Annotated in this window: 35 protein-coding genes and 1 other RNA gene; 29 read left to right on the top strand and 7 right to left on the bottom strand. The window is 52.1% G+C overall.

The genetic code is table 11. The features are described from left to right. Positions 1-44: 44 nt before the first annotated feature. The 6 genes from ftsE to SFC07_RS11215 all read left to right on the top strand — a co-directional run bounded on the left by ftsE (position 45) and on the right by SFC07_RS11215 (position 4,912). Complete coding sequence (gene ftsE, locus SFC07_RS11240) at positions 45-734, top strand: cell division ATP-binding protein FtsE (protein WP_411208348.1); 690 nt, start codon at positions 45-47, stop codon at positions 732-734. Between the two features lie 9 nt (positions 735-743). After that, a complete protein-coding gene (gene ftsX / locus SFC07_RS11235) occupies positions 744-1,646 on the top strand; it encodes a permease-like cell division protein FtsX (RefSeq protein WP_411208347.1) in 903 nt (300 codons plus the stop codon). A gap of 27 nt (positions 1,647-1,673) precedes the next feature. Then, complete coding sequence (gene smpB / locus SFC07_RS11230; RefSeq protein WP_411208346.1) at positions 1,674-2,168, top strand: SsrA-binding protein SmpB; 495 nt, start codon at positions 1,674-1,676, stop codon at positions 2,166-2,168. Positions 2,169-2,273: 105 nt separating this feature from the next. After that, positions 2,274-2,650: a transfer-messenger RNA gene (ssrA, locus tag SFC07_RS11225) on the top strand. Positions 2,651-2,837: 187 nt separating this feature from the next. After that, positions 2,838-4,100, top strand: coding sequence for a tyrosine-type recombinase/integrase (locus tag SFC07_RS11220; protein ID WP_411208345.1), 1,263 nt, complete (start codon positions 2,838-2,840; stop codon positions 4,098-4,100). A 65-nt stretch (positions 4,101-4,165) separates the two neighbouring features. Continuing rightward, complete coding sequence (locus SFC07_RS11215; protein ID WP_411208344.1) at positions 4,166-4,912, top strand: DUF5131 family protein; 747 nt, start codon at positions 4,166-4,168, stop codon at positions 4,910-4,912. Here SFC07_RS11215 and tcmP read toward each other — a convergent pair. From tcmP to SFC07_RS11180, 7 genes are all read right to left on the bottom strand, one after another. After that, positions 4,899-6,038, bottom strand: coding sequence for a three-Cys-motif partner protein TcmP (gene tcmP / locus SFC07_RS11210; RefSeq protein WP_411208343.1), 1,140 nt, complete (start codon positions 6,036-6,038; stop codon positions 4,899-4,901). The genes SFC07_RS11215 and tcmP overlap by 14 nt on opposite strands. A gap of 12 nt (positions 6,039-6,050) precedes the next feature. Next, the gene (locus SFC07_RS11205) at positions 6,051-6,227 is read right to left on the bottom strand and encodes a hypothetical protein (protein ID WP_411208342.1); all 177 of its coding nucleotides are present in this window, start codon (positions 6,225-6,227) and stop codon (positions 6,051-6,053) included. A 185-nt stretch (positions 6,228-6,412) separates the two neighbouring features. Next, positions 6,413-7,366 (bottom strand): hypothetical protein, encoded by a 954-nt coding sequence (locus tag SFC07_RS11200; RefSeq protein WP_411208341.1) that lies wholly within the window; start codon positions 7,364-7,366, stop codon positions 6,413-6,415. A 12-nt stretch (positions 7,367-7,378) separates the two neighbouring features. After that, positions 7,379-7,693, bottom strand: coding sequence for a hypothetical protein (locus tag SFC07_RS11195; RefSeq protein ID WP_411208340.1), 315 nt, complete (start codon positions 7,691-7,693; stop codon positions 7,379-7,381). 176 nt (positions 7,694-7,869) lie between these two features. Then, the gene (locus SFC07_RS11190; protein ID WP_411208339.1) at positions 7,870-8,040 is read right to left on the bottom strand and encodes a hypothetical protein; all 171 of its coding nucleotides are present in this window, start codon (positions 8,038-8,040) and stop codon (positions 7,870-7,872) included. Between the two features lie 116 nt (positions 8,041-8,156). Continuing rightward, a complete protein-coding gene (locus tag SFC07_RS11185) occupies positions 8,157-8,510 on the bottom strand; it encodes an ImmA/IrrE family metallo-endopeptidase (protein ID WP_411208338.1) in 354 nt (117 codons plus the stop codon). 37 nt (positions 8,511-8,547) lie between these two features. Then, positions 8,548-9,009, bottom strand: a complete 462-nt coding sequence (locus SFC07_RS11180; RefSeq protein ID WP_411208337.1) for a hypothetical protein — start codon at positions 9,007-9,009, stop codon at positions 8,548-8,550. 149 nt (positions 9,010-9,158) lie between these two features. Between SFC07_RS11180 and SFC07_RS11175 the strand changes: the two genes are divergently transcribed. The 23 genes from SFC07_RS11175 to SFC07_RS11065 all read left to right on the top strand — a co-directional run bounded on the left by SFC07_RS11175 (position 9,159) and on the right by SFC07_RS11065 (position 22,782). Further along, entirely contained in the window at positions 9,159-9,386 is a 228-nt protein-coding gene (locus SFC07_RS11175; protein WP_411208336.1) for a helix-turn-helix domain-containing protein, read from the top strand. A 20-nt stretch (positions 9,387-9,406) separates the two neighbouring features. After that, on the top strand, positions 9,407-9,718 hold the full coding sequence (locus SFC07_RS11170; RefSeq protein WP_411208335.1) for a hypothetical protein: 312 nt from the start codon (positions 9,407-9,409) through the stop codon (positions 9,716-9,718). A 65-nt stretch (positions 9,719-9,783) separates the two neighbouring features. After that, entirely contained in the window at positions 9,784-10,554 is a 771-nt protein-coding gene (locus SFC07_RS11165; RefSeq protein WP_411208334.1) for a hypothetical protein, read from the top strand. Positions 10,555-10,642: 88 nt separating this feature from the next. Next, positions 10,643-10,873, top strand: coding sequence for a hypothetical protein (locus SFC07_RS11160; RefSeq protein ID WP_411208333.1), 231 nt, complete (start codon positions 10,643-10,645; stop codon positions 10,871-10,873). Then, a complete protein-coding gene (locus SFC07_RS11155) occupies positions 10,870-11,085 on the top strand; it encodes a helix-turn-helix transcriptional regulator (protein ID WP_411208332.1) in 216 nt (71 codons plus the stop codon). Before SFC07_RS11160 ends, SFC07_RS11155 begins: the two co-directional genes overlap by 4 nt. Beyond that, positions 11,082-11,300, top strand: a complete 219-nt coding sequence (locus tag SFC07_RS11150) for a hypothetical protein (protein WP_411208331.1) — start codon at positions 11,082-11,084, stop codon at positions 11,298-11,300. The genes SFC07_RS11155 and SFC07_RS11150 overlap by 4 nt, the downstream gene beginning before the upstream one ends. Then, positions 11,297-11,632, top strand: a complete 336-nt coding sequence (locus tag SFC07_RS11145; protein WP_411208330.1) for a hypothetical protein — start codon at positions 11,297-11,299, stop codon at positions 11,630-11,632. The genes SFC07_RS11150 and SFC07_RS11145 overlap by 4 nt, the downstream gene beginning before the upstream one ends. Before the next feature lie 96 nt (positions 11,633-11,728). Further along, positions 11,729-12,010, top strand: a complete 282-nt coding sequence (locus tag SFC07_RS11140) for a hypothetical protein (protein ID WP_411208329.1) — start codon at positions 11,729-11,731, stop codon at positions 12,008-12,010. Next, the gene (locus tag SFC07_RS11135) at positions 12,003-12,224 is read left to right on the top strand and encodes a hypothetical protein (RefSeq protein WP_411208328.1); all 222 of its coding nucleotides are present in this window, start codon (positions 12,003-12,005) and stop codon (positions 12,222-12,224) included. Before SFC07_RS11140 ends, SFC07_RS11135 begins: the two co-directional genes overlap by 8 nt. Positions 12,225-12,226: 2 nt before the next feature. Beyond that, entirely contained in the window at positions 12,227-12,532 is a 306-nt protein-coding gene (locus tag SFC07_RS11130; protein WP_411208327.1) for a hypothetical protein, read from the top strand. Further along, positions 12,525-12,863, top strand: a complete 339-nt coding sequence (locus SFC07_RS11125; RefSeq protein WP_411208326.1) for a hypothetical protein — start codon at positions 12,525-12,527, stop codon at positions 12,861-12,863. Before SFC07_RS11130 ends, SFC07_RS11125 begins: the two co-directional genes overlap by 8 nt. Positions 12,864-12,997: 134 nt before the next feature. Further along, a complete protein-coding gene (locus SFC07_RS11120) occupies positions 12,998-13,753 on the top strand; it encodes a hypothetical protein (RefSeq protein WP_411208325.1) in 756 nt (251 codons plus the stop codon). A gap of 480 nt (positions 13,754-14,233) precedes the next feature. Then, entirely contained in the window at positions 14,234-14,857 is a 624-nt protein-coding gene (locus SFC07_RS11115) for a hypothetical protein (protein ID WP_411208324.1), read from the top strand. A 129-nt stretch (positions 14,858-14,986) separates the two neighbouring features. Continuing rightward, positions 14,987-16,042: a hypothetical protein gene (locus tag SFC07_RS11110; RefSeq protein ID WP_411208323.1), complete on the top strand. Its 1,056-nt coding sequence runs from the start codon at positions 14,987-14,989 to the stop codon at positions 16,040-16,042. 303 nt (positions 16,043-16,345) lie between these two features. Then, on the top strand, positions 16,346-16,972 hold the full coding sequence (locus tag SFC07_RS11105) for a hypothetical protein (RefSeq protein ID WP_411208322.1): 627 nt from the start codon (positions 16,346-16,348) through the stop codon (positions 16,970-16,972). A gap of 67 nt (positions 16,973-17,039) precedes the next feature. Continuing rightward, positions 17,040-17,273, top strand: coding sequence for a hypothetical protein (locus SFC07_RS11100; protein WP_411208321.1), 234 nt, complete (start codon positions 17,040-17,042; stop codon positions 17,271-17,273). Positions 17,274-17,293: 20 nt separating this feature from the next. Beyond that, a complete protein-coding gene (locus tag SFC07_RS11095; protein WP_411208320.1) occupies positions 17,294-17,608 on the top strand; it encodes an HNH endonuclease signature motif containing protein in 315 nt (104 codons plus the stop codon). A gap of 138 nt (positions 17,609-17,746) precedes the next feature. Continuing rightward, positions 17,747-18,202 (top strand): hypothetical protein, encoded by a 456-nt coding sequence (locus SFC07_RS11090; protein ID WP_411208319.1) that lies wholly within the window; start codon positions 17,747-17,749, stop codon positions 18,200-18,202. Between the two features lie 10 nt (positions 18,203-18,212). Beyond that, positions 18,213-19,862, top strand: a complete 1,650-nt coding sequence (locus tag SFC07_RS11085) for a terminase (RefSeq protein WP_411208318.1) — start codon at positions 18,213-18,215, stop codon at positions 19,860-19,862. After that, complete coding sequence (locus tag SFC07_RS11080) at positions 19,856-20,131, top strand: hypothetical protein (protein ID WP_411208317.1); 276 nt, start codon at positions 19,856-19,858, stop codon at positions 20,129-20,131. Before SFC07_RS11085 ends, SFC07_RS11080 begins: the two co-directional genes overlap by 7 nt. Before the next feature lie 6 nt (positions 20,132-20,137). After that, entirely contained in the window at positions 20,138-21,253 is a 1,116-nt protein-coding gene (locus SFC07_RS11075; protein WP_411208410.1) for a phage portal protein, read from the top strand. After that, a complete protein-coding gene (locus SFC07_RS11070) occupies positions 21,250-22,170 on the top strand; it encodes a hypothetical protein (RefSeq protein WP_411208316.1) in 921 nt (306 codons plus the stop codon). The genes SFC07_RS11075 and SFC07_RS11070 overlap by 4 nt, the downstream gene beginning before the upstream one ends. A 114-nt stretch (positions 22,171-22,284) precedes the next feature. Continuing rightward, on the top strand, positions 22,285-22,782 hold the full coding sequence (locus SFC07_RS11065; protein WP_411208315.1) for a hypothetical protein: 498 nt from the start codon (positions 22,285-22,287) through the stop codon (positions 22,780-22,782). The last annotated feature ends 89 nt before the right edge of the window (positions 22,783-22,871 follow it).

The following is a 22,871-nucleotide window of genomic DNA, read 5'->3' as shown; positions in this document are numbered from 1 at the left end:
ACTTCCGTTTCTCTAGTCACAACAGTTTCGATAGAGTGTGAGCCGTGATCACCTTCGAGAATGTCTCCAAGAACTACAAGACATCAACCCGCCCGGCATTGGACAATGTTTCATTACATATTGAAAAAGGCGAGTTTGTCTTCCTCATTGGGCCATCGGGATCGGGTAAATCAACCTTCCTGCGCCTACTAACACGGGAGGAGAATGTCAGTTCCGGGAATCTCACCCTCGCGGACTTTCAGGTAAATAAGCTGCGCGGTGCTCAGGTCAATAAGCTGAGGCAACGCATTGGCTATGTCTTCCAGGATTTCCGCCTGCTCAAAAATAAGAATGTCTATGACAATGTGGCATTTGCGCTGGAAGTAATCGGTAAGAAGAAGGACAAGATCGAGCAGCTTGTTCCCGAAACCCTGGAGATGGTCGGCCTTGCGGGCAAAGCTAATCGCATGCCCAATGAACTTTCAGGCGGCGAGCAGCAGCGTGTAGCCATCGCCCGCGCCTTTGTGAATAGGCCCTTGGTGCTCCTTGCGGATGAGCCAACCGGAAACCTGGACCCAGATACCTCTGATGACATTATGATTTTGCTCAATCGCATTAATCGCTTGGGAACCACGATCGTTATGTCCACACACAATGCTCGCACCGTGGATGATATGCGCCGTCGCGTTATTGAATTGCAGCTGGGCAAATTAGTTCGCGATGATGCCCACGGCGTCTACGGCGAAATGCGATAGGGGGGAATCATGTCGTTAGGATATGTAATTCGTGAAGCTTTTCGCGGCTTAGGTCGCAACTTCACCATGACGGTAGCGCTGATTATTACCACCTCAATTTCGCTGGCACTTTTAGCCACCGGATTTTTGGTCACCAATATGACAGAGCGCACCAAAGACATCTATTTGGATCGCGTGGAAGTAATGATCCAGCTGGATGAAAACACCTCCGCTAATGATCCTGAGTGTACCAGCGAAGAGTGCGTGGAGGTCCGCGATACCTTGGAAGGCATTGAGGGAATCGATTCCATTACTTATCGTTCCCGCGAAGCTTCTTATGAGCACTTCGTTGAGGTTTTCCAAAACACCGATCCGGTATTGGTGCAGGAAACTTCTCCCGATGCATTGCCCGCTGCTTTCCATGTGCGCCTCGAGGATCCACTAGCTGTGGAGATCCTCGATCCTGTGCGCGATTTGCCACAGGTGACCAATGTGATTGATCAGGTAGATGACCTTAGGGGAGCTACCGACAATCTCGATTCCATTAGGAATGCCACTTTCTTGATTGCTGCGGTTCAGCTTTTGGCCTCAATTTTCCTCATCGCAAATATGGTGCAGATTGCGGCTTATAACCGTCGCGAGGAAACGGAGATTATGCGTATAGTCGGCGCATCGCGGTTCTATACGCAGGGTCCATTTGTGCTGGAAGCGATCATCGCAACGCTTATTGGTGCGGTGTTCGCTACGGTCGGATTGTTCCTGGGTAAGGAGCTGGTTATCGATAAGGCCCTCAGGGGTCTATATGAATCGCAGCTTATTGCGCCGGTGACCACCAATGATATTTGGCTCATCGCGCCGGCAATTTCGGCCTTTGGTGTGGTGATTGCGGGAGTGATCGCGCAGCTCACTTTGAGGTTCTACGTTCGTAAATAGCAACACCTGCCGTAGACTGAAGAGACTATGGCCAAGAATAATAAGAAAGTCGACGAAAACAACGCAGTTCTCGCGACAAATCGCAAGGCCCGCCATGACTACCAGATCATTGATACCTGGGAGGCGGGCGTGGTGCTGCTCGGCACCGAAATTAAATCGCTGCGCGAGGGCAAGGTTTCCCTCGTTGATTCCTTCGCGAGCATTGAAAATGGCGAAATTTGGCTCCAGCACCTGCACATTCCGCAGTATTCGATGGGGTCCTGGACCAACCACACGCCCAAGCGCACCCGCAAGTTGCTGCTGCACCGCAAGGAAATTGATTCCCTCATGGGCAAGGTCCGTGACGGCAACCGCACCCTGATCCCGCTGAAGCTCTACCTCAAGAACGGTCGAGTCAAGCTCGAGCTGGGGCTCGCGCAAGGTAAGCAGGACTACGACAAGCGCCAAGACATCAAGCGCCGAACCGAAGAACGCGAGGTCACCCGGGAGCTTGGGCGTCGTATTAAAGGCATCAACGCCTAGGGCGGAGTCGAAAAGCGCTTTTCGACGCTTGCATGTTGCGGTTAATCTGCGCTAAAGTAAAATCTTCTTGTGGAACTCGCACGAGCCCACCACAAGATGATCAACGGGGCTGACATGGTTTCGACTACGTTGATTTAGCCAGGGGAAGCGTGCCGGTGAAGGCTGGAGACCACCGTGAGCGTCGCAGCAAACTAATAAGCGCCGAGAAGTCTCAGCGCGACTACGCCCTCGCTGCATAATCCAGCGACCGCGTGTCTGTCAGCCTAGGGAAGTCCCTGACCTAGATCCTGGCATCGACTAAGGGACTTGCTATTCAATCGCGTCCGCGGGGTTGAATGGGACTTTTACCGCAGACTGGGCCCATCATCCGGAAGTGTTCGTACTAGCCGGAGGGCCGAGCAGAGATCTGATTGCGAACTGCGCACGGAGAAGCCCTGGCGAGACACCGTAGGACCCGGGTTCAATTCCCGGCAGCTCCACGAGATAAAAGAAGCCCCACACCCTCTGGTGTGGGGCTTCTTTCTTTTTGCCCTCTGACCTGCAATTAGTGATAGTGTGCAGTAGCGGGTAGTTAGCAATATTGCGCTGCGCTCGTTAGTCATTTTTTAGTCATGACACCTAGATCAGTCACGTATTAGTCACAAAAAGTCACGAGGAGAGCCGCCGAAAATGGCACGGAAGAAACGCAGCTTCGGCACCGTCGACCAACTCCCATCCGGCAAATGGCGAGCACGCTACACAGGACCCGACGGCAGACCACACAAAGGACCACACACTTGGTTCGACGAAGGCGACGCACTCTCCTGGATCCGCGACGAACAAAAACTCATCGAGTTCAACGAATGGACCCCACCAGCCACCCGCCTTAACCGACGCGAAGACCTCGAACGCACCGTCGGCACCTGGATCCTCGAATGGCTCGACCTCCGCTCCCGCGGCACCAACCCTCTCGCACAATCAACCCTCGACGACTATCAGCGCACCCTCGACTCCCGAATCCTCAAAGTCACAGGCAAAGCCGCCAGACTCCGCGACATCCAACTCCTGAAACTAACGCGCCGAGATGTCGCAACATGGTGGGACAACATCAACGAACAATTCGACAGCGCACCATATAACCGCAACGCCTACACCCGTCTAAAAACAGCAATCCAAGCAGCAGTAGACCGCGACATGATCCCCGGCAATGTCGTATCCGTCCCCGACGCCAAAACAAAACCAAAACCCAAACGCAAACAACTCCCTGAAGGCGACGTCATGCAAGCCATCATCGACCAACTCGACCACACCATCCCCCGCGTCGAGGGCCGCCACAAACTCATAGCAATCCTCACCTTCTTCCACGGCATGCGCATTGGCGAAGTCCTCGCACTACGCAGAGAACACATCATCGACACCGGAAACACCATCGCAATCCAAATCCACGGAAACGCCTTCCGTAGACCAGGCGAAGGAATGTCCCTCAAAGACACAACCAAAACCACCGCCGGCCACCGCACCGTCCCAATCTTCCCCCACTTCCACGCCGATCTCCGCTACCACCTCGAACACTTCACCCCACCACACGACACAGCACACCTCTTCCTCACAGCACACGGCCACCTCATCCTCGACACCAGCTACCGATCAATCCTCACCCGCGCAAAAAAGCGCGCCGGGTTTGAGGACGTGAAGATCACGCCACATTATGGGCGGGTCTGGCTGATTACGACGCTGGCAGAGTTGGGCATGGTGCCGCCGGCTATTGGTGAGATCCTTGGGCAAGTGGATTTGAAGACCATTACCGAGATTTATATGCGTTCCACGGAAGCGAAGCGGAACGAGATTCTGGGGCAGGTGAATTCTGCGCTTGCGGGAAAGCCTAAAGGCGTCGGCGATCTCGACAAGAGGAGGAAAGAAAATGCCGCCAAGGAATCTAAGAAAGCTATGTAACGAACAGTAAAAGCATACAAACGCACAGATGTGCGACTATCGTATAGATTAACAAGGAGACAGTAATGGCAAAGAAGTCAAGAATCGAGTGGACAGAAGTCACATGGAATCCCGTTACAGGTTGTGACAGGGTTTCTGCAGGCTGCGATAATTGTTACGCCCTGACTATGTCCAAGCGGCTGAAAGCAATGGGTGTTGAAAAATATCAATCTGATGGTGATCCACGGACATCTGGTCCTGGATTCGGTGTCGCTCTTCACCCAGGTACGCTCAACGAACCATATCGTTGGAAGCAACCTCGGACTGTATTTGTAAACTCAATGTCTGACCTCTTTCACGCCAAGGTGCCCGTCGAGTTTATTAGGTCAGTTTTCGACGTTATTCGTGAGAATCCACAACACATTTTCCAAGTTCTTACGAAACGTAGTCTTCGAGCTGCTCGATTAGCAGACCAGCTGGATTGGCCGAACAATCTTTGGATGGGTGTCTCTGTGGAAGACATGAAAGTTGTTAACCGCGTTGATCACCTTCGAAGAATCCCTGCAAAGGTTCGCTTTTTATCGTGTGAGCCTCTGCTGGGGTCTTTGGAAGGCATTGATCTCACCGGCATTGATTGGGTTATCGCTGGCGGTGAGTCCGGTCCTCGTTACCGTCCTATGGATGTGGAGTGGGCGCGTGTGATCCGTGACGCCTGCAATGATCAAGGCGTCGCATTCTTCTTTAAGCAATGGGGTGGACGCAATGCCAAGGCGCTTGGCCGTGAACTCGATGGTGTGCTTTGGGATCAGTACCCGGTCTCTAGGAATGCATAGTTTGTTGGATTTGCCAGTATTCGACTTTCTTTTTTCGATATTCAATCGTTATGATTCCCTCCTTTTCTAGTTCTACTAATGCTTGTCTAATGGCTTTATCCGGAATGGAACCGAGATTCGAACCCAAAATGGAGGGAGCAACAGCACTGACTTCGAAAGGCTTGCCTTCATGTAATAAATGAATAATGTTCTCTTTTAGTTGAGGCTTTGTATTTTTGATGTGCTCGTTCATATCAAATTGGCGAGGAGCTTCAAATAATGCGTAATTGTCTTCCGGTTCTTCCATAGATTCAAAAGTCATCCACCATTTCTCATGAGCTCGAGAAACCGCGTCGTACATTCGAAAAGCTGCGGCGCCCGAACGTGTTACGTGGACAAGGCTGTAAATGGTTTTCGTTGTTGGACTTCTCTTCACTGGAATAATGCAAACTGAGGCTTTGGTATCTGACACCAAGCGCTTTGCGAATTCTCTTGCGATAACCTCACCAAAATCATCGCCTTCCTTATGCTCTTTAAATAAACTTTTCCACCAGTCACCACCTACCGCATCCGTAATTCTTTTATGCGTAGCAGCTGCAGCTGCCTGGCCTTCTTTTGCGCCAGCGCTTCGTCGAAACGCTTCATGACTAAAGTTCAGCAAAAGCTCAGTTGGTTTGTTGTATGCATCACGATTCATCGTCTTGACTAATAATTCATAAGGAACACCAAACCCGCAGGGGTCAAGGAAAGCTAGAAGTGGGTGCGAGCGGTGGTTTTCCAGAATTCCACCCAGGTCTATCGAGATATCTCCACGTCTAGCATCTATGACTAAGTTCGGGTGTGTATTTTCTGCCAGTACAGAAGTGAGTTTTTCAAAGGAGTCTGCATCTTTTTCTCGATAGTGGAGGTGAAACTTCCTACCGCGACTTTTTGCTAAGTCACTCGCAAATTTGATTGACATTTCTGCAGATCCGGGAGAACCATCTTCATATCGTCCAGCACCGGCAAATCCATCGATGTATGCAACTTCGCTGACAGAACTGAGTCGGGCCATGAAAACTGGAAGGTAGACCCGAAGAAGCTCATGTTTGAACGTCGATGGAAGGTTTCTTTTTGCCCAATAGTCATTACTTGTTCCGGTAGACATTGCGGTCCTTTCCTAGTTCTCGAAATGTGTCTCATCAAATGTGCATCCCAGCATGGCTACTGCAAGATGTTGGAGGCGATCAGGCGTGAGTGGCAATGACATGTGGTCAAGGATCTGGGTGGCGATCTCGACTTCATCGCCAATGAAGACATGGTCTGGAGTTCTCAAGATCATCATGTTTGTTTCCATCTTGATGTCCTTTCATTGCTGCATGGGTAGTAGCTTTTCTAAGTTACTTTAGCGTGAGTATGTTCCATAGGCGCTCAAATGTGGGCAATAGTAGACAGTCTGAGATGACTCTCAAAAATTACTTGGAAACTAAAGAAAGGGGGGATTGGGCAGTTACCCAATCCCCCTCTTTCTTGCAGCAGGGTTTAATAGAGCGATATCAGCATTTGATCGCTGCAGAATTCAGTCCATCCGGATGTTCCATCGGTGAAGAATGTTGTTCCAGCCTGGTGCTGGGTCGGGTCGCCACAGGAGGCGATTGTTTTGTCGAGTTCGCGGATTGGTTCGGTTCCTGGTGCGCCAGTTATGCCGATGACGGGTGTTTGGGTTGTCGTTGTAGTTCGTGGAGCGGGTGGAACGTATTGGCTTGAGGTGGTGGGGATCACTGCCACAGCAGCAGGGGCTTCTACGGATTCCACAGCAGGTGCTGCACTATTGCTTGCAGGCTCTGAGGAGTCAGATTCGACGAGCGTCCACAAGCCACACCTGTTTGATTGGAAGGCTTTATCGGTTGCTTCAATGGTGACAAATGCTTGTCCACTTGGATTACCATTTGCGATGATGTCTTCGGTGGTGCCGCTGAATCCTGAAAGCCGTGCCCAGTAGCATGAGTCTGCGCTGCCGTCGTACCTGTATGTACCGGGAAGAATGTCTACGCCGACCAGTGATGTTCCATTGACGATGAAATCAAGTGGCTCATTAGCTGATGTGGTTGTGGTTGTAGAGGTCGGAGCTCCAATGACTCTGGAGACTACCTTGTTCTGGACCTTCACCGAGTTGTCGGCGGAGTCTACATCGACGAGGCATGAGAAGGTTAGCGGACGTCCATTCAGAGGTGTGAAGGAAGAGTCGACCGCATAAGTGGAAACATTGTCGCTGGATTCGCGTTCAGAGACTGTCCATTCTTCGTAGGGAGCCCAGCTGCCACTTGCATTGTTCGTGTTTGCATCAACTTCATCTTGGACTGCATCGAAGCAGGCCTCCTTGACGGATTCCTTGACAGTTTGCAGTTCCTCGGCGGAAGGTTCTTTAGTGGTTGAGCAACCGGCAAGGAGCGTTGCGCTAAGAATGAGAGAGCAAATGCTCTTGATATTTTTCACGATTATCTAGACCTAAACCGTATGATCATTGCTCGGAGGGAAGCGTCGTTCCATCTCTTCGAAGTGATCTTGTTGTTGTTGTTGTCCAATGACAGAAAGAGTCCAAGGAATCAGAGAAAACAACAATAAGGAAAAGCTAGAAGCCAAAATGATAAAGCCTCCTCCAGTAAAGAGCGCTAGAAGGCCAATCAAGACTCCCACGATTGATGCAACCATGAACATGCTCGAGACAAGGTTTGCAAACCAGAGCCGATCTCGATCAATTGGCTTCTGATCTACAGAAGATTCGGGCAATAATGGATTTTGGTCTTTGCGAGCTAAGGGCATGAGAAGTCTTTCTGATCATTGTGTATTTCAATGATTATCTCCAACTAGCCACTGTGCTGCACACTAATTTCACAGAAAGAGACAAATGGGGGTATCTCTTCTTCATGTCTTTTACTTGTAAAAGGCCATCAAAAAAGAGGGAGAAAGAAATTCTTTCCCCCTCTTGTCGCTCAAGATCAGTAAAGCCCCATGCTGCTCATCATCGATCCCACGGCAGCGGCAGGAAGAAAATAAACCAACCCTACAAATGCTCCAATTCCAGCGGAGAGGACACCTGCGTTATGGAGAAGCATTTCAGAGAAAACTGCAGGGTCAAAAACTGGAGGTAAATCGAAAATCGTGTACATGAATCTCTACTTTCGGCATTAACAAGCGTTGAATATTCGATTCATTATCACTGATTAGGTTCTCTGCTGCACCGAGATTTCATAGAAATAATTAAATGGGGGTAACCCCACGTCAACTATAAGACTTTGACCTTCTCATAAATCTGACGCCACAGATTGACGTATTCAACTGTCACACCCAATTCGATTGCGAGCGCGCCGGGGTGCGAACCCACGAGTCGTTCGGCGCGCGCATAGGCCTCTTGACTGATTAGGGCTTCCACTGCCCATCGGTCCGCTCGCAGCTCTTGCCGGCTATCGCGGAGGTGGTCATCCGTGTGGGTGTCTCCATAGATTGCATGACCAAGTTCATGGGCGACGGCGCAGATGGTTTCCGCCCATGAAAGACCTGTCCGGTAGAGCACCCTTCTTGATTGTGGGAACCAACCCCCGAGGTCTTCGGGGTGCAGTTCATTTCGGATGTCGGGCATGATGCGGACGCCAATCCGCCGCGCGAGGGTGTCGAGCTTACGCTCCTGCTCCGTAGTCATCATCTCCCTCTCCGGGTTCAGGCTTTTTCCGCTTTGCGACGTACCGCTCAGGTTCTGGTTCAGATTCGGATTGCTCTATTGGCTGGGGGAGTCGTCGAACGTTGGAGGTGAGTGACTCTTCAGCTTCATTCATCAGCTCTTCGGGGTCTTCACCAAGACGCTTTGCGAGGGTCTGAATGAGGATCCTGTCGCTGAGCGAATCAGCCATTTGTTCCTCACTCATGTCAGAGACCTCTTCAGGCTTGAGGTATTCGGTCGAGACGAGTCCTTGTATTGGGCTGACGCCGTAGGCCCGTGAAATTGCGATGACGTTTTCAGGGGAAAGGACCCCTTTGGCTAGCTGCCGATTGAGCGTGGACGTAGTTATGCCTGAAGCAAGTGAGACTGCTCGCTCTGTGGCATTCCCTGTAATGCGCTCGTACCAAGTTGTGTGGTTCATGTGTCCCATTATGCACAACAATTACAGCTTGTGCAATATGGGAAAGGTATTTAGCTGGGAATATAACTATTTTTCACTACGGATTGTGCATTTTGGGATAATGTTGCATAATGGGATATGCAAGGCAAAGTGCACAACAGGAGGTTGAAATGAAATCAAAAGTTAACCCAAAGCTTCTCGACGAAATTCGAGAAGCGCACAACCTGAAAACCGATCTCGAACTCGCGAGTTTCCTCAGGATCGCCCCATCAACCCTGTCAGGGATTCGAAACGGAACAAATCCGAAACTCACCACCGCAATGATCATCTTCGATGCCGCGGGAGTCACAGACCTCCGCCAGGCGGTAATCCGATCTAACCAAGACCAAGCCGCATAACGCGCCGGGAAAGAGGAGAAATGAAAATCAAAATCAAGAACTTCCCCAAAGAAGCAACCAACTTCTTCGGCGAAGGCCGCGTCATCAAGATCGGTGATGTCGAAATCAAGTGGGACACCCGCATTCGCGCATGGGAATGCAGCTTGCCAGGCGTCGGACTCATGCGCTCCTACCTGATCGGTCGAATCGTCGACGGCCAGGTCCTCGTCACTGAAAACATCGCACACGACCACCCAGCACAAGGACCACTCGCTACCCGCATCGCGGAAATCCTGCAGGGACTGCTTGCAGCTGGCGAAGACCTCGGGGAATGGCAACGCACCAACTCATAAGCAAATCCCACCCGGCCTAGCAATCCACAGCATGCGCGCCGGGCAATTAAGAAAGAGACGAAAGAATGGATTTTGATAACGCAGTCATCAATTATCTTGTCCGTGAGCTTAACCATCGCGCAAAAAAGATCCTGCCAAACCCCGAGGACTTCATGGCGCATATCTTGGCCGCGAAGCTGAAAGAACGTGGTGTGGTCAACATCGAAGATGTTCCAGGAATTGATGACTTGATCATGAAAGAGACTCTGATCGCGGTGGACTTGATTGGAGCCGGCCACCTGGCCGTTGAAATTGGAACAGCAACTCTTGAGAGAGCACTATTTCTAAACCTCACCATTGATTGGCGAGATTGTATCAGTGTAGAAAAAGCATTCAATAAGGCTCTCAGCTCTTTGTTGCCAGAACCATATTCGGCCTTTGACCAGCGGATCATTGAAGTATTCATTGATCAGGGTGCTCAAGCAGAGCAGTGCTTGAAAAACAAGGGGGCTGTTTTTTATAAGGCAGCAGAACGCGCATCAGGATTCACAACCACTGGAATGAAATTACAGGTCGAGAACGGCATCGCTATTAGAGACAAAGAGGAAGTGCTCGCTGTAATTGACCTAGAAAACGCCATTATTAGTAATCTCGCAGCGCCACTTCAATCTTATTCAACGATTGACCGAGTTAGAGGCATGACAGAGATTCTTCGGATGTATTGCGAAGCCCAATCCCCATGCGCCGAAACAAGGCACAAAAGCGGTGCATGGTCAAACGCCTTCCGCGAGAACGCAAGCTCAGCTTCATTCCTACTTTCAGCTGCACTCTCTGATGCCCAAGGAGTCGAAGAATGATTGAAGCTGAAATCTTTCAGAAAAAGAAGAAACCCGTCCAGGACGGCAAATCTCGGGACGGGCAATCCAACAAAAGAGAGGATCTGCAATGAAGGTTACCACGAAGCCAGTAAGGCACCTCGACGCTGACCAGCTTCAAGCACTCGTTGATAAGGGGTGGACGCACATTACAACGAGATATATCCAGGAGGCATCGGAAATTGTGGAGATCAGAGGAGACACCGTCGATGTGCAAGTCCCAGAAAGGGCGTATGCCATACCACTTTCAATCGTCGCGATCACAGCAGTTCACAAGCCAGAAGAAGTGACATCGATATGAGCTCAGAGAATTCAAAATACCTCAAAATTTCAGAAGCATGCGACCTCCTGCGGATCGATAAATCGACGCTGCGGAGATATGCACGTCAAGGGAAGTTATCTCGCGTGAGCCTGAGCCCCCGGAAGGTGCTCTACATCCGCGCAGAAATTGATGAACTCATCTCAGCAAACACACATCGAATGGAAACTCTTTCAGAAAGGAAAGTTTCATGACCATCAGCATTCCCAAAATTGATTCCGTTATTTACGGGGTTTCAGCTGAAACGCTTGATTGGTGCATCGAAGAGATCAACACCGCGGCGGAATTCATTGAGGACGAACTACTCGGGCTGGTTCTCGACGGAGACCTCAGAACCATCATGAAAGTACGACATGCTGCGCTGCTGAAATGCGCAAACGCAATCGAAGAATTCAAGGAGACGCTATGAACACCCCAGCTGCAATGCCGAAGAAGGCCACCGGGATCACCAAGCCTGTCACCTCTGACATGCCAGCATTGCATCCTATTAAAACGGCCGCACTTGCTCACCCGAGCAGGCAGCAGGAGCCAGACGTTCGTACCCCAGAAACAAGAATCCATATCACCACAACCTCACCTTCGGGGATTCCTGGTGAGCTCAAAATCAACGGAAGGCCATTGCCATGTCTCACCGCCAGCGAATTCGACATCGAGCTCAACGACGACGGTTCCGGAGTTGTTTGGGTTGGTTTGATGGCCGATCGAATCATCGTGAATCAAGCAAAGCCGAGGAAGAAATGAACCCTGCATCATGGGTCGGTATCGTCCCTCTGAAATTTCATGCCGGACTTGTCGTTATTCTTCTCAGTCTCATATTGATTGCTGGGGGATTCTGAGATGACTACCGCCTTGTTTGTTTGCGTTGCTCTGCTCGCCGTGGCGAACATCTTGACCGTCCTCGGGGTGGAAGCTGCTTTATCGCGGGTAGCTGAAATAAACCGTTACCTTCACGAAGACCTCAACACAGTAGAGGCAATCGTCGATGGCTTTGCCAGGGAATTGGATGATCTGGAATCAACCGCGGCATCCAAAGTTACAGTGTCACATCTCACCGGGAGGCTTTCATCTTTGGAGACTTTGGTGAAAACCATGAACTCGAGGTGGGAAGACAATGTCTAGCAATGATCATCGCATTGAGGACGCAGTCGAAGAATGTGTCCAAAAGATTGCGGAAGTTTGGAAGTCCCAAGGGTGGGATTTTGGGGAGCCGCATGACTACCTACGCGAAGAATTCTTTTTGGCAATCAAAATTTATGGTCCCCAAAACCCTGACAATAATAGCTTGGACGAACAGCCCGATACGCAGCCATATCTCCGTGGTTCTCGGAGGTAGTCATGATTGTGCATCAGGTGCTATGTCCAAAGAAGAACCGTTTGATCCGAGTTGCTGGCAGCAAGCGCCAGCGATTGGTTGAGGTGGGGGATCTTGTTTCGACGGTGCCGTTTTCTTGGACATCGATGATGTCCGTGACCAAATTCAAGATCATCAACCGACGCAAATTTGTACAGGTGAGCACCCTTATTGCTTGGTCTCGGGATCTTGAGAGCAAGGGGTTGAAAAAGGACGCTGCTCAGCTGGAAGAGTTCATCGAGTGGGTGTCCAACGTTGAATTTTTGATGAAGGACAAAGCTCATGTCTGATCAGGCTTTTTGCAAGATGTGCAGTCAACCAATCAGGTTTGAGTTCACAAGAAGCGGGAAGCAGATCGCTTTGGATTATTCCTCTGATCAGGACCATGGAACATTCGTTTTGAACGTGGAGCGTAGTCCGCAGGGTGAATATCGACGGATCGCGATTGCCTTGTCCAAAGCGGAGCGTGTGCAGGCGGTTGAGGAGGGAGAGTTGTTGTTTCTCGCCCATCGACTGTCATGCGCCAATGAGCGCGAGGGGACTCCCATCCCACCGGATTTGAGGGAGAAAGCGCAGTCTGTCATCTCTGACGCGAAAGGGTTTTGGAATGGAAACCGCTGAGGTTGACGCCGCGGATCAATGGTGGAGTGAGCAAAGTGCAGCGCGGAAAGTGCAAATTTGCCGGTGGATTACACAGCGTCGGTCGTTGCCGGCTGTTGAGATTCCCGGTCAGTTACAACTATTAGGAGGCCACGATGGCGGTTATGAGTCCGCAGTCGAAGATCATTTGTTATCACGAGGAGCTTAGATCTGCGCTTTTGGCTGCGTTGAAAGTGGCGGATAAGAAGCTCTTTGGGTCGATCCAGTTTCGGCCTTTGCCAGAGGACGGCGTCCTGCAGATCTCGGCATTGAATAAGACGTCAACATTTGTCGCGACGGTCCCTACCGAGATGTGTGATGTCGTCGATCAACGCGATGAAGTTTTTGAATGCTTGCTTTCAGAGGCGAGCGTAATGGCAAAGTTCCCGATCAAGTTGCCGCCGGGTTCAGAGGGCGAAGTGGCTAAGGCCGGCTTGATTATTGCTGATTCGTGGATTCAGATCACCGATGAGACTGGCTTGGGGATTGGAATTCGTCATAGTCGAGTCCGTCGGAACAGTGATCTTGAGCTTCCAGGGCATGCAGATCGCACAATTGAGACTGCGATCGATGCTGACGAAGATTTTGACGCAGTGCTGTTTCCAGCTCAGACGGCGTTGGTCGGGCGGGTTGCAGAGATCATGGGCCAGAAGCATCAAATCAGGCTCCTTAAAGCGCCTGAGGGAGTTCTTTCTCGAGTGTTGCTGTCCGGAGCGACCTATGGTCTGACATGTACTGAGGGGCGTCAAAAGGATGAAGACACAGACACTTCGGATGATCAGCCGCTTTCCTTTGATGACTCTGGACTATCTGTGACTTCTTCGAAGAGTTTGAAGATTGTTGGGGCATCGCCAGCACATGGGGTGTCCTGATGAATTCCGACGTGATGGGAGTGTGCGCGCTTCCAGGGCATGAGAGCAGCCGCGCCCAGCCGTCATTGTGGGAATCTCGGCGAGGAAAAGAGCCAATTGAAGAGATGGAAGAACGCCACCGACAGGCGCGGTTTCTGTGTCAACGGTGCCCGCTGCTTGATCCCTGCGAGCGTGCTCTCAGTGACATGGAGTTGAAGTCGATTCCAATTGATGGGGTCATGGCAGGCCGATATGGAGATGTTGCCTATGGATCTCTGTGGGAAGGCGACGTGCAACGAACGTGCGCGGTTTGTGGCGAGCTCATGAATCCTCAACGCAAGTATCGAAAGCGAACTCCTCCAGTGGCCCGCAATCACATGGGGGAGGGTTTATGCGAAGAGTGCTTCCCGATTTTTTCACGGAAGAATCGCTCGGCAGCAGTCAGAAATCTGAAAGCAAAGAGATCAAGCCGCCGGTCGGCGTAAAGCAAAGGAAACAATCATGGCGCACTTTATTGCACTCGATATTGAAACAACGGGGTTAGATCAATTTTCAGATGAAATTCTTGAAATCGGAGTTGTCTCACTTGATCAACACTTTAAGCCTCTAAGGGCTAAATCATGGCTGACATGTTCAAAGGAACGTCTAGATAAGATTTTCCGCAACATTGATCGCACTGTGATCGACATGCACAGAACCTCTGGCTTGATCAAAGACATCAATTGGAATCACCTGCCAATCGACCCTGTCAAGATCTCAGAAGAGATCACAGCATTCATTGTCGAAGAATCAGAAGACAAGGCGCTGCCGATGGTCGGCTCGAGTATTAGCTTCGATCGGGGATTCCTGGCACAGTCACCACATTGGCGGGGCATTCTCGATGTGATTCATTATCGCAGCGTTGACGCCACATCAATTTTGCTAGCGCACCAAGCATTATTAGGAACCATCGAGGATCCTGATCTTGTGGCCTTGGAACTCGAAGCGATCGCATACCAGCAGAACGTCGAGCGTAACGAAATGTTCAGGGAACTTCCACCGGAATTCCTTCGGGTTGCTCACCGACCAATCTTCGATGCATTGAATTCAGCAGCCTTGATCCGTGCCGTTTTTGGCAGGAGGTGATGGTAATGAACACCATCTCCACAAGCAGAGATCCGCCACGTCCACAACCTCCATGACTTGCCCAACGACAAAAGGAACATCAATGCGAAACCACACCACAGCAAAGCCCCGTTCCGGGAGTGTTATCTGATGGCATGGGGACGAGTCGATGACACCTTCAACGCTTGGGACTGCTGGATGAAAGCCACAGAACTTGCCGCTCAACGAGGCGACGATCGCCTCGTCTTGGAGCTGAAAGGCGCATGTAGCGCGCTGTACACATATAGCGCGCAGCAATGGACCGACTACGAAATCTCCTACGGTGCAGCCATCGTGCAGCTCGGCATGTCACATGCTGAGAGACTGATTGCAGATCTCATCGCGATCGGGCTCCTCACGGATATTTCAGAGGGCGAGACCCGCCGATTCAAGCTCCTCGAGCGAAAAGACAAGTGGAACAACATCCGCTCAGACGAAAAGAAACACTCCGCAAAACGCAAGCGCGACCAAAACCGCGCATCACTCCAGGTTCCCGTCATGCTCCGCGACGGCGACCAATGCCGATACTGCGGAGGGGAAGTCGTATGGGGAGACACACGCAGCGACGCAGGCCGCGAATACGACCACATCAACATCGATGAGGAAACCACCGCAGAGAACTACGTCGTCGCATGCCGAGGCTGCAACCAGCTCCGACACGATCTCGGCCAAGAAGCTAACATCGAACTCCCACTACTTCCAGCACCCGACGAACCAATCTATGGCCCAAAGCTCCTCGAGCGCTTAGCCAAATGGCCACCAACCGTCGCACGGTTTGCACGCCAAATGGGAATCCCGAACCCACTCACAGGTTCGGTCGAGGCCCACACGGACCCTGCCACCAGCAGGGCAACGGACACCCAACCCCCATCCACCCAACCTTCAGGGCTACCTGCCACCCAGGCAGGGAAAGCCCCGCAGCTCCCCGCACAGGATTCCCACCAGGTCGAGTCCCAGGGTCGAGCAGCGCAAGAGGTACAAACGCGCCGGGCATCCAGTTCGGCGACTACAGCTGAAACCTTGTCTATACATCGATCCATGGGACTATCTGTCACCCAGGCAGAGCGAGACCCGCAGCACCCGTCAAAGTCGCACGTGCGTGACTTGGGTGCTGCTAAGGACGAACCACAACCATCCGCACGGAAGCGCCGTCGCCGCCGACGCTAGCATTTAGATCCTTTAGATCTGCTCAAGAAAACCGAGCCAAGGATTAACGCAGCGAAAGCGGACGTCTTCGACACCGTGCTCAACACTTTGGAAATTCCGAAGAGTTGAGCTTCAGGTGATGTCATGTGACCTTTTTCGACGTCGCTTCCTTTGGCGTACCCAAAACACCTTCATGTTCTCAAAACCTTTCTCTAGAAGGTGGTGTGCATTTCTGGAGAGTCCGGGTCGGGTCGGGTCGGGACGGGACGGGACGGGGAGACCTTGAGATACACCCTCAATAAATCTTTTAGAAAGGCTTTAATCATGGATGATCTTTTATCTTCTCTTTGTCAGGCTTTAACTGATCTTGAACGTAGGGCTGAATATCTCGATGATCTTCTTGTTCCTCAGATGTCGTTTGCTGCTGAGGCGACTGGTGGTTCGTCTGCTCCTCCTGGATCGAAGCCACCAATCGTGGTGGGGATTGTCGATCTCAAGATTGAGGTTGAGGGTGTGCTGGCAACCTGGTGCAGCGCCGTCGTTCGCTTTGCCCCTGAGGCAGGCCTGCAGATCTCACATGATCTGGGGATTGATGAACGGTGCCGCCGGCTGTTCGAGTGTGCCAACTCATTGGTGGAGCTGCCATTCTTTGACCGCATGGTGGAGGAGATCATGGGGATCTCGTCATTGGTGAGAGAAGTCATTGATGTGCCAGGCATATCGCCATGGTCTCGCGAGATCCCTGAGGTTGGGACAGCTCGTGAGATTGTGCGCTGGGTGAAAGCTTCGGGCATGGAGTTGTCGAGGTGGCGATTGCAGAAGTGGATTTCAGAAGGGCTAGTGCCATCTGAGGTTCTTCCTGATCGTCGTGTGATCGTGCGGTTCAATGATGTGGTTGAGCAGGTGCGACGTTCGTATTTTCGTGACCAGCCACCACCAGTGGTAAGCTAACGCTCGATAGATCTAACCCCGAAGAAGCCCATGGCTCTCGGGGTTTAGCCATGTCTGGAGGTGAGCCGTGGCAGATGTTCCAGGTGTCGGAGATGGGCGAGCGCTCAAGCGATACTGGACTGCGGGTGAGGGCTTGGCCAAGTGGGCAAGCAGTCCGCATCCATGGACCACATTGGTCAACCTCTTGTCTAAGTACATGAGTAGAACCCAGGCTCAAGGTCTTGCATCGAACTACTTCAAGGAAGTGTTTGGGATCTGGCCAGGGGAACGCAAAGGCGACAACCCTACGGGCCCTGGGTAGATCAACCATGAGGAGGAACCATGGCTTGGCAACGAGGGCAGACAAGAACGAACACTCCCGAATGGAAAGCGCTGTACCGGAAGGCCAGGCGTGAGCTCCCGTTGGTCTGTGCTGTCACTGGCATGACTGAGGCTGAGGCTAAAGCTCAAGGATTCCGTCTCGAGCTTGACCACATCATTCCCGACGCTGAGGGTGGAACGGATTCGCTCGACAACCTGCAGTGGTTGATCACTCCGATCCACAGCGCCAAGAGCCGAAAAGAGTGGGAGCGCGGCCAAAAACGCAGGCTCGCACGCCGAAGGCTCCCCGTCGCCAAGCACCCAGGCCTCGTCTAATCCCGACCGCAGGGGTGGGGAGGGACTCAGAGGCAGGCTCAAGTCGGGGACGGCAAGCATGGGGCGAAAAAAGCTGTACGGTGTCAGGAAAAATTCTCGAACCAATTCATAAAGAACCAGTTCAAAGGGGGTTTATTGATGGTTGCCCGCAAGCGATCCGATCAGCGGATCAGGCGAAACAAGGACGGTCCCGATGTGCTCGGCGTTGCCAAAGCACCTGCAGCGAACACCACGAAGATCCCCAGAGTCCGTTCCCACTGGGAGCCGCTCACAAAAGAATGGTTTAGGTCACTCAAGGAATCTGGCCAGGCGTACTTCTTCGAACCGTCCGATTGGCAGGCAGCGGTCCTCGTGGCCACGCAGCTGGATCTTCACTTGAAGAAGTCGAAAGAATCAGGAAACCCGATTCGAGCTAGTGCCTTCGAGGTTCTCTGGTCAGCGATGGGTGATCTTCTCACGACGGAAGGTCAGCGTCGCAGGATCAAGGTGGAGCTGCAGCGTGAAGCGGAATCAATAGATCCAGACGCGCCGGCTGTCGTATCGATCATGGACAACTATCGAGACATGGGGCTGATGGGAGGTGACCCCAGCTAGGAGGTAAACGGTGGCGTATCGTGTCGCATCACAAAATGAGGTTGCAGCGGCAGATCGCTTGATCACCCTCCCACCAGGGATCCCAGAGCGCACCCTGGGATATGAAGCGCTTGCATGGGCGGCAAAATATTTGCGCCATCCAAATGGCAAGCGCGCCGGGCAGAGGTGGCAGTTCACGCGGGAGCAAGCGCGGTTCATCCTGTGGTTCTACGCGGTTGACGAATGCGGTTACTGGATCTACTCCTCCGGTGAGCGTCGTCTTGCAAAAGGATCAGGGAAGAGCCCATTTGCAGCAGTGTTGGCATTGCTGGAACTGTTCGCACCGGTTCGTTTCCTTCGTTTTGATGATCGTGTTCCAGGTGGCGTGATTGGTCAGCCGGTGAAGCTGCCGTGGGTTCAGATCGCTGCAGTGAGCAGGGAGCAGACGAAGAACACATTCCGGATGATTACGGCGATGGTTTCTAAGAAGAATGCTCCTCAGCTGCATCGTGATTATGATTTTGAGGTTTATAAAACTCAGATTCAGGTTGCCGGTGGCGGAAAGCTGGAGACAATCACTTCTGCGGCGTCGACGCAAGAAGGTGCGGAGATCACCGCAGCGATTTGTGATGAGACGGAGCACTGGCTCCCTCAAAATGGTGGCGTCGAGTTGTTCTCAACGATTGTCGATAATCTTTCAAAGAGCGGCAATCGGGTGGTGTGCACCCTCAATGCATGGAAACCGGGGCTTAACTCAGTCGGGGAAAAGAACTTCGATGAATGGTGCCTGCAGGAAGTCGGCAGGTCAAAGGGCGGTAAAACGCTTTATGACGCCCGAATGGCTCCGCCGGATACTGATTTGTCGGATGAAAAGTCGTTGAGAAATGCTCTCGAATTTGTCTATGCAGATTGTCCATGGGCATTAGAGCAAATCAGCTCAATGATTAAACGAATTTGGAACACACAGACTAGCGCTGATGATTCCAAGCGAAAGTATTTGAACTGGCCAACCGTCGATACGCGTTCTTGGGCGGATCCGAAAAACTGGGCTCAGATGGCGCGGCCAGACATTGAGGTCGAGCCAGGGGAGCGCATTGCAATGTTCTTCGATGGCTCGCTGTCGAACGACACCACAGCGCTTGTCGGTTGCAGGATCAGCGATGGGCACATTTTCAAGATTGGCTTTTGGGAGCCTCCAGAGGAAGGAATCATCGATGTTGAATCCGTCGCTGCTCGAGTGTCCTGGGCGAAAGAGACCTACCAAGTCGCTGGCTTTTTCGCTGACGTCCGTGAATGGGAGTCATTCACGAAGCTGCAATGGCCTGAAGAATTCAGGGACACGCTGGAAATCATGGCAGTCCCTGGAGGAAAAGCTCCGCAGTGGGTGGCTTGGGATATGCGTTCTAAGACGTGGGATTTCACGCAGGCCTGCGAGCTAGTGGAGCGCGAAATTCTTGAGCTGGGGTTCACGCATGACGGAGACGCGGATCTCGGAATGCATGTGAGGAATATGCGCAGGCATGAGAATCGCTATGGAATTTCCGTGAAGAAAGAAACTCCGAAGTCATCGAAGAAGATTGACCTTGGTGTGTGCATGATTGGTGCTCGCATGGTGCGGCAGTTGGTGCTCGCTGGAGATTCCGAACAAACATTTTATGACGGTGAGGTGGTGACATGGTGATGAACCGAGAGCAAGCAACGGACGCAGTCCAGGAGCTGCTGAGGGTCCATGCTGAAGAGCGCAAGCGCATGGATGAAATTCATGCAGCAATGCAGCCATGGACAGCTGCTCAGGCCGCAGAAAAATTTGGGTTGCTGGGGACAAAGGTGGGGCGTTCTCGTCAGATTGAGATCGCTAAATCATCTCAAACGAACTACCTGCCATTGATTCTTGATGTTTTCTCTCAAGCGCTGAAGGTCGACAACTACTACACAGGGTCAGCGACATAGTCTGATATCTGGCAATGGTGGTTGCGAAACCGCATGAACGCTCGCCAAACGGGGCTCCACCGATCAACACTCCAGTACGGCACAGGGTACGCGGTGGTTTCCCGTGGTGGGGCGACAGGAAACCAGCCGATCATTGGGCTTGCATCTCCCCGCCAAATGGTCACCCTCTACGGCGAAGAATTCTTCTGGCCAGGAGAGCAGGGCGTATCGACGGAATGGCCCATCCTGGCAGCTGAGATCAAGAACAACCGAATTCGCATGTGGGACGAAGAAAATATCTACTACTTCGGAGTTCGAAACGCCCCAGTATCAGCAATTGATTGGGCATCGAGAACATGGAATACTCACTCGAACTTTGATTTCATTGAAGCCAGGGAACATAAAATCGGAAATGTTCCAGTGGTTCGTTATCAAGACCGAATGCTTCTCGACGGAGAGGAACAGCGCGGCATTATCGAACCTCTTCTCTCCATGCAGAAACGCCTGGATATGACGAACTGGGAGCAAGGAAACACCCAATACGTATCCGCATTCAAGCAAAGATACGTTATCGGTTGGGCACCAAAGGACGAGCAAACCCAAGCTCGCATGCAGGCCTCCGACACCTGGTGGATTAACGCCGATGGCTCCAAGGTCAAGCCGGGGCAATTCGACGAAACCGACTTCACCGGCTACACCACATCAAAGGAGTCAACACTCCGAGATCTCACTGCGATTGCTCAAATCCCACCGCAAATGGCAGGAGCAAACGCCATCTCAAACGTTTCAGCAGAAGGCCTAGCCCTGATGGAAAACGCACGAGACAACAAAGCAAGCGAAATCAGAACCTCCATAGGAGAATCACACGAGCAGCTGCTCCGCCTCTGCGCACACGTCGCAGGGGACGAGGCAGCAGCAAGCGACTTCACCTCTGAAGTGTCATGGCAGGATCTCTCCTCCAGAAGCTTTGCTCAATGGGTGGACGGTCTTGGCAAGTTGGCAACAATGCTGGGGATCCCTGCAGAAGCCCTCATTGAAGACATTCCAGGCTGGTCAAAGGAAAAGATTCAACGCGTCAAGAACTCCATCAATGACTCACCTCCCCAGACTGATGTCGTCACCGGAACAGGTCTTTGGACATGAGTCTGATTGATCTTCGGAAAGCAATGGCAATTATTCTCAAAGACCTTGAGAAAGCAATCGTCAAAGCTCTCACCGACACGGGCGTCCCCACCGGAGCAGCAACCCTCTATGAGTTCGTCGAAATCATCTACCCGGTGATCTTGCAGGCGCGCCGGGAAATCTACGCAGAGCAAGTTATCCAAATGGGTTTAGAGATTGCTGAGTACGGACTCCAAGTGAAGCCAGCGACGCTCAGGGATTACGCCCCGTCAGCGACGTTCAAGACCTTTGCCTCTGCACTCAACATCGGGGAGGATAGGCGCGCAGCGCTTCCAATCGAGTTCATGGATGATGTCACCAGAGCTGCCCGTGGTGACAAGATCATCATCACCGATGACAACCGGCACGCTCCAGAGGTCATTGAAAAAGCAGCCAAAAAGCTTACAGCTGCAGCGGAAAGACACGCCAGGGACGCCGGTCGTCAGGCAGTCATCGATACCGCAGCGGGCGGGCAAGTAAGGGCCGAACCTCGCAATGAAACAACCCCGCAAAGCTACCGCAGAACAACAACCACGGGTGAGGAACTGGGCTGGGCACGGGTTCTCACCGGCGACGAAAACTGTGCATTCTGCGCCATGCTCGCCAGCCGAGGACCCGTTTACAGCGAAGAGACAGTCCTAACAGCTGGATCCAAATCTTCCAGAGAAGGAATGACCTACCACGCCAATTGCGATTGCGCTGCTGTCCTCGTGATCAAAGGCCGCAAATGGCAAGGAGAAACCGAGTACAAAAAGCTCAAATCAATGTGGGATAACGCAACCGAAAATCCCACAAAGGACGAAATCAAAGAAGGTCTAGAACAACCACTCGACCGCTTCGCAAAACGATGGAGCGCCGTTGAAGACAAGACCCGGTACGCGCCGGGCACAGAAGGATAATCCTCTGTTGGTACGCAGTGGCCACATTCCAGGTTCGAGTCCTGGCGTACCGCTAGCCCCACGTCGGTGGGGTTTTGTCATATCCACGAAAGAGACCCTAAAGAGGAGGTCACTTTGTCTGACGAGAATCCCACCGTCGATGATGCACAAGCCCAAGCGACGGATAATTCCACTGGCCAATCATCCCCCGAGGACATTGCGGCGCAGCTCGCAGCGACACAAGCAGAGCTGGAAGCCAAACGCGCGAAGATTGCCGAACTTGCCCCGTTAGCAGAGGCTGCTCGTGCAGCTGAAGAGGCAAAGAAGTCAGAGCTTGAAAAGCTCCAGGAGGCGCAGGCGCTTCTGCAAAGTGAGAAGGCTTTGCTGGCTGAGGAGAATACGAAACTGCGTTTGGCTCAAACCTATGGTCTTGCCAGCGAAGATCTCGGATTGCTGGGCAGCGGGTCATCTGAGGGAATGGAGGCCAATGCAAAGAGGCTGCAGGAGCTTCATGCAGCTGCAGCCAAAGCTGTTGCGGCTCCTTCAAACCGCCCGATTGATTCCATGAAGCCAGGTGCGTCTCAGAAGTCCGACGCTGGTGCGGCCACCGCCTATCCATCGCATTGGCGATGATATGGCCACCTCAGATCTAGAGCACAGGTTCGCATTCCATCCAGCAACCACCGATGAGAAACGAGACCTCCATACGAGCATGCGTCAAG

Origin of the sequence: Corynebacterium callunae (assembly GCF_046592015.1) — a bacterium.
GTDB classification, from domain to species: domain Bacteria; phylum Actinomycetota; class Actinomycetes; order Mycobacteriales; family Mycobacteriaceae; genus Corynebacterium; species Corynebacterium callunae_A.
The sequence above is the reverse complement of the archived record's forward strand: the minus strand, read 5'-3'. Positions and strand labels throughout refer to the sequence as shown.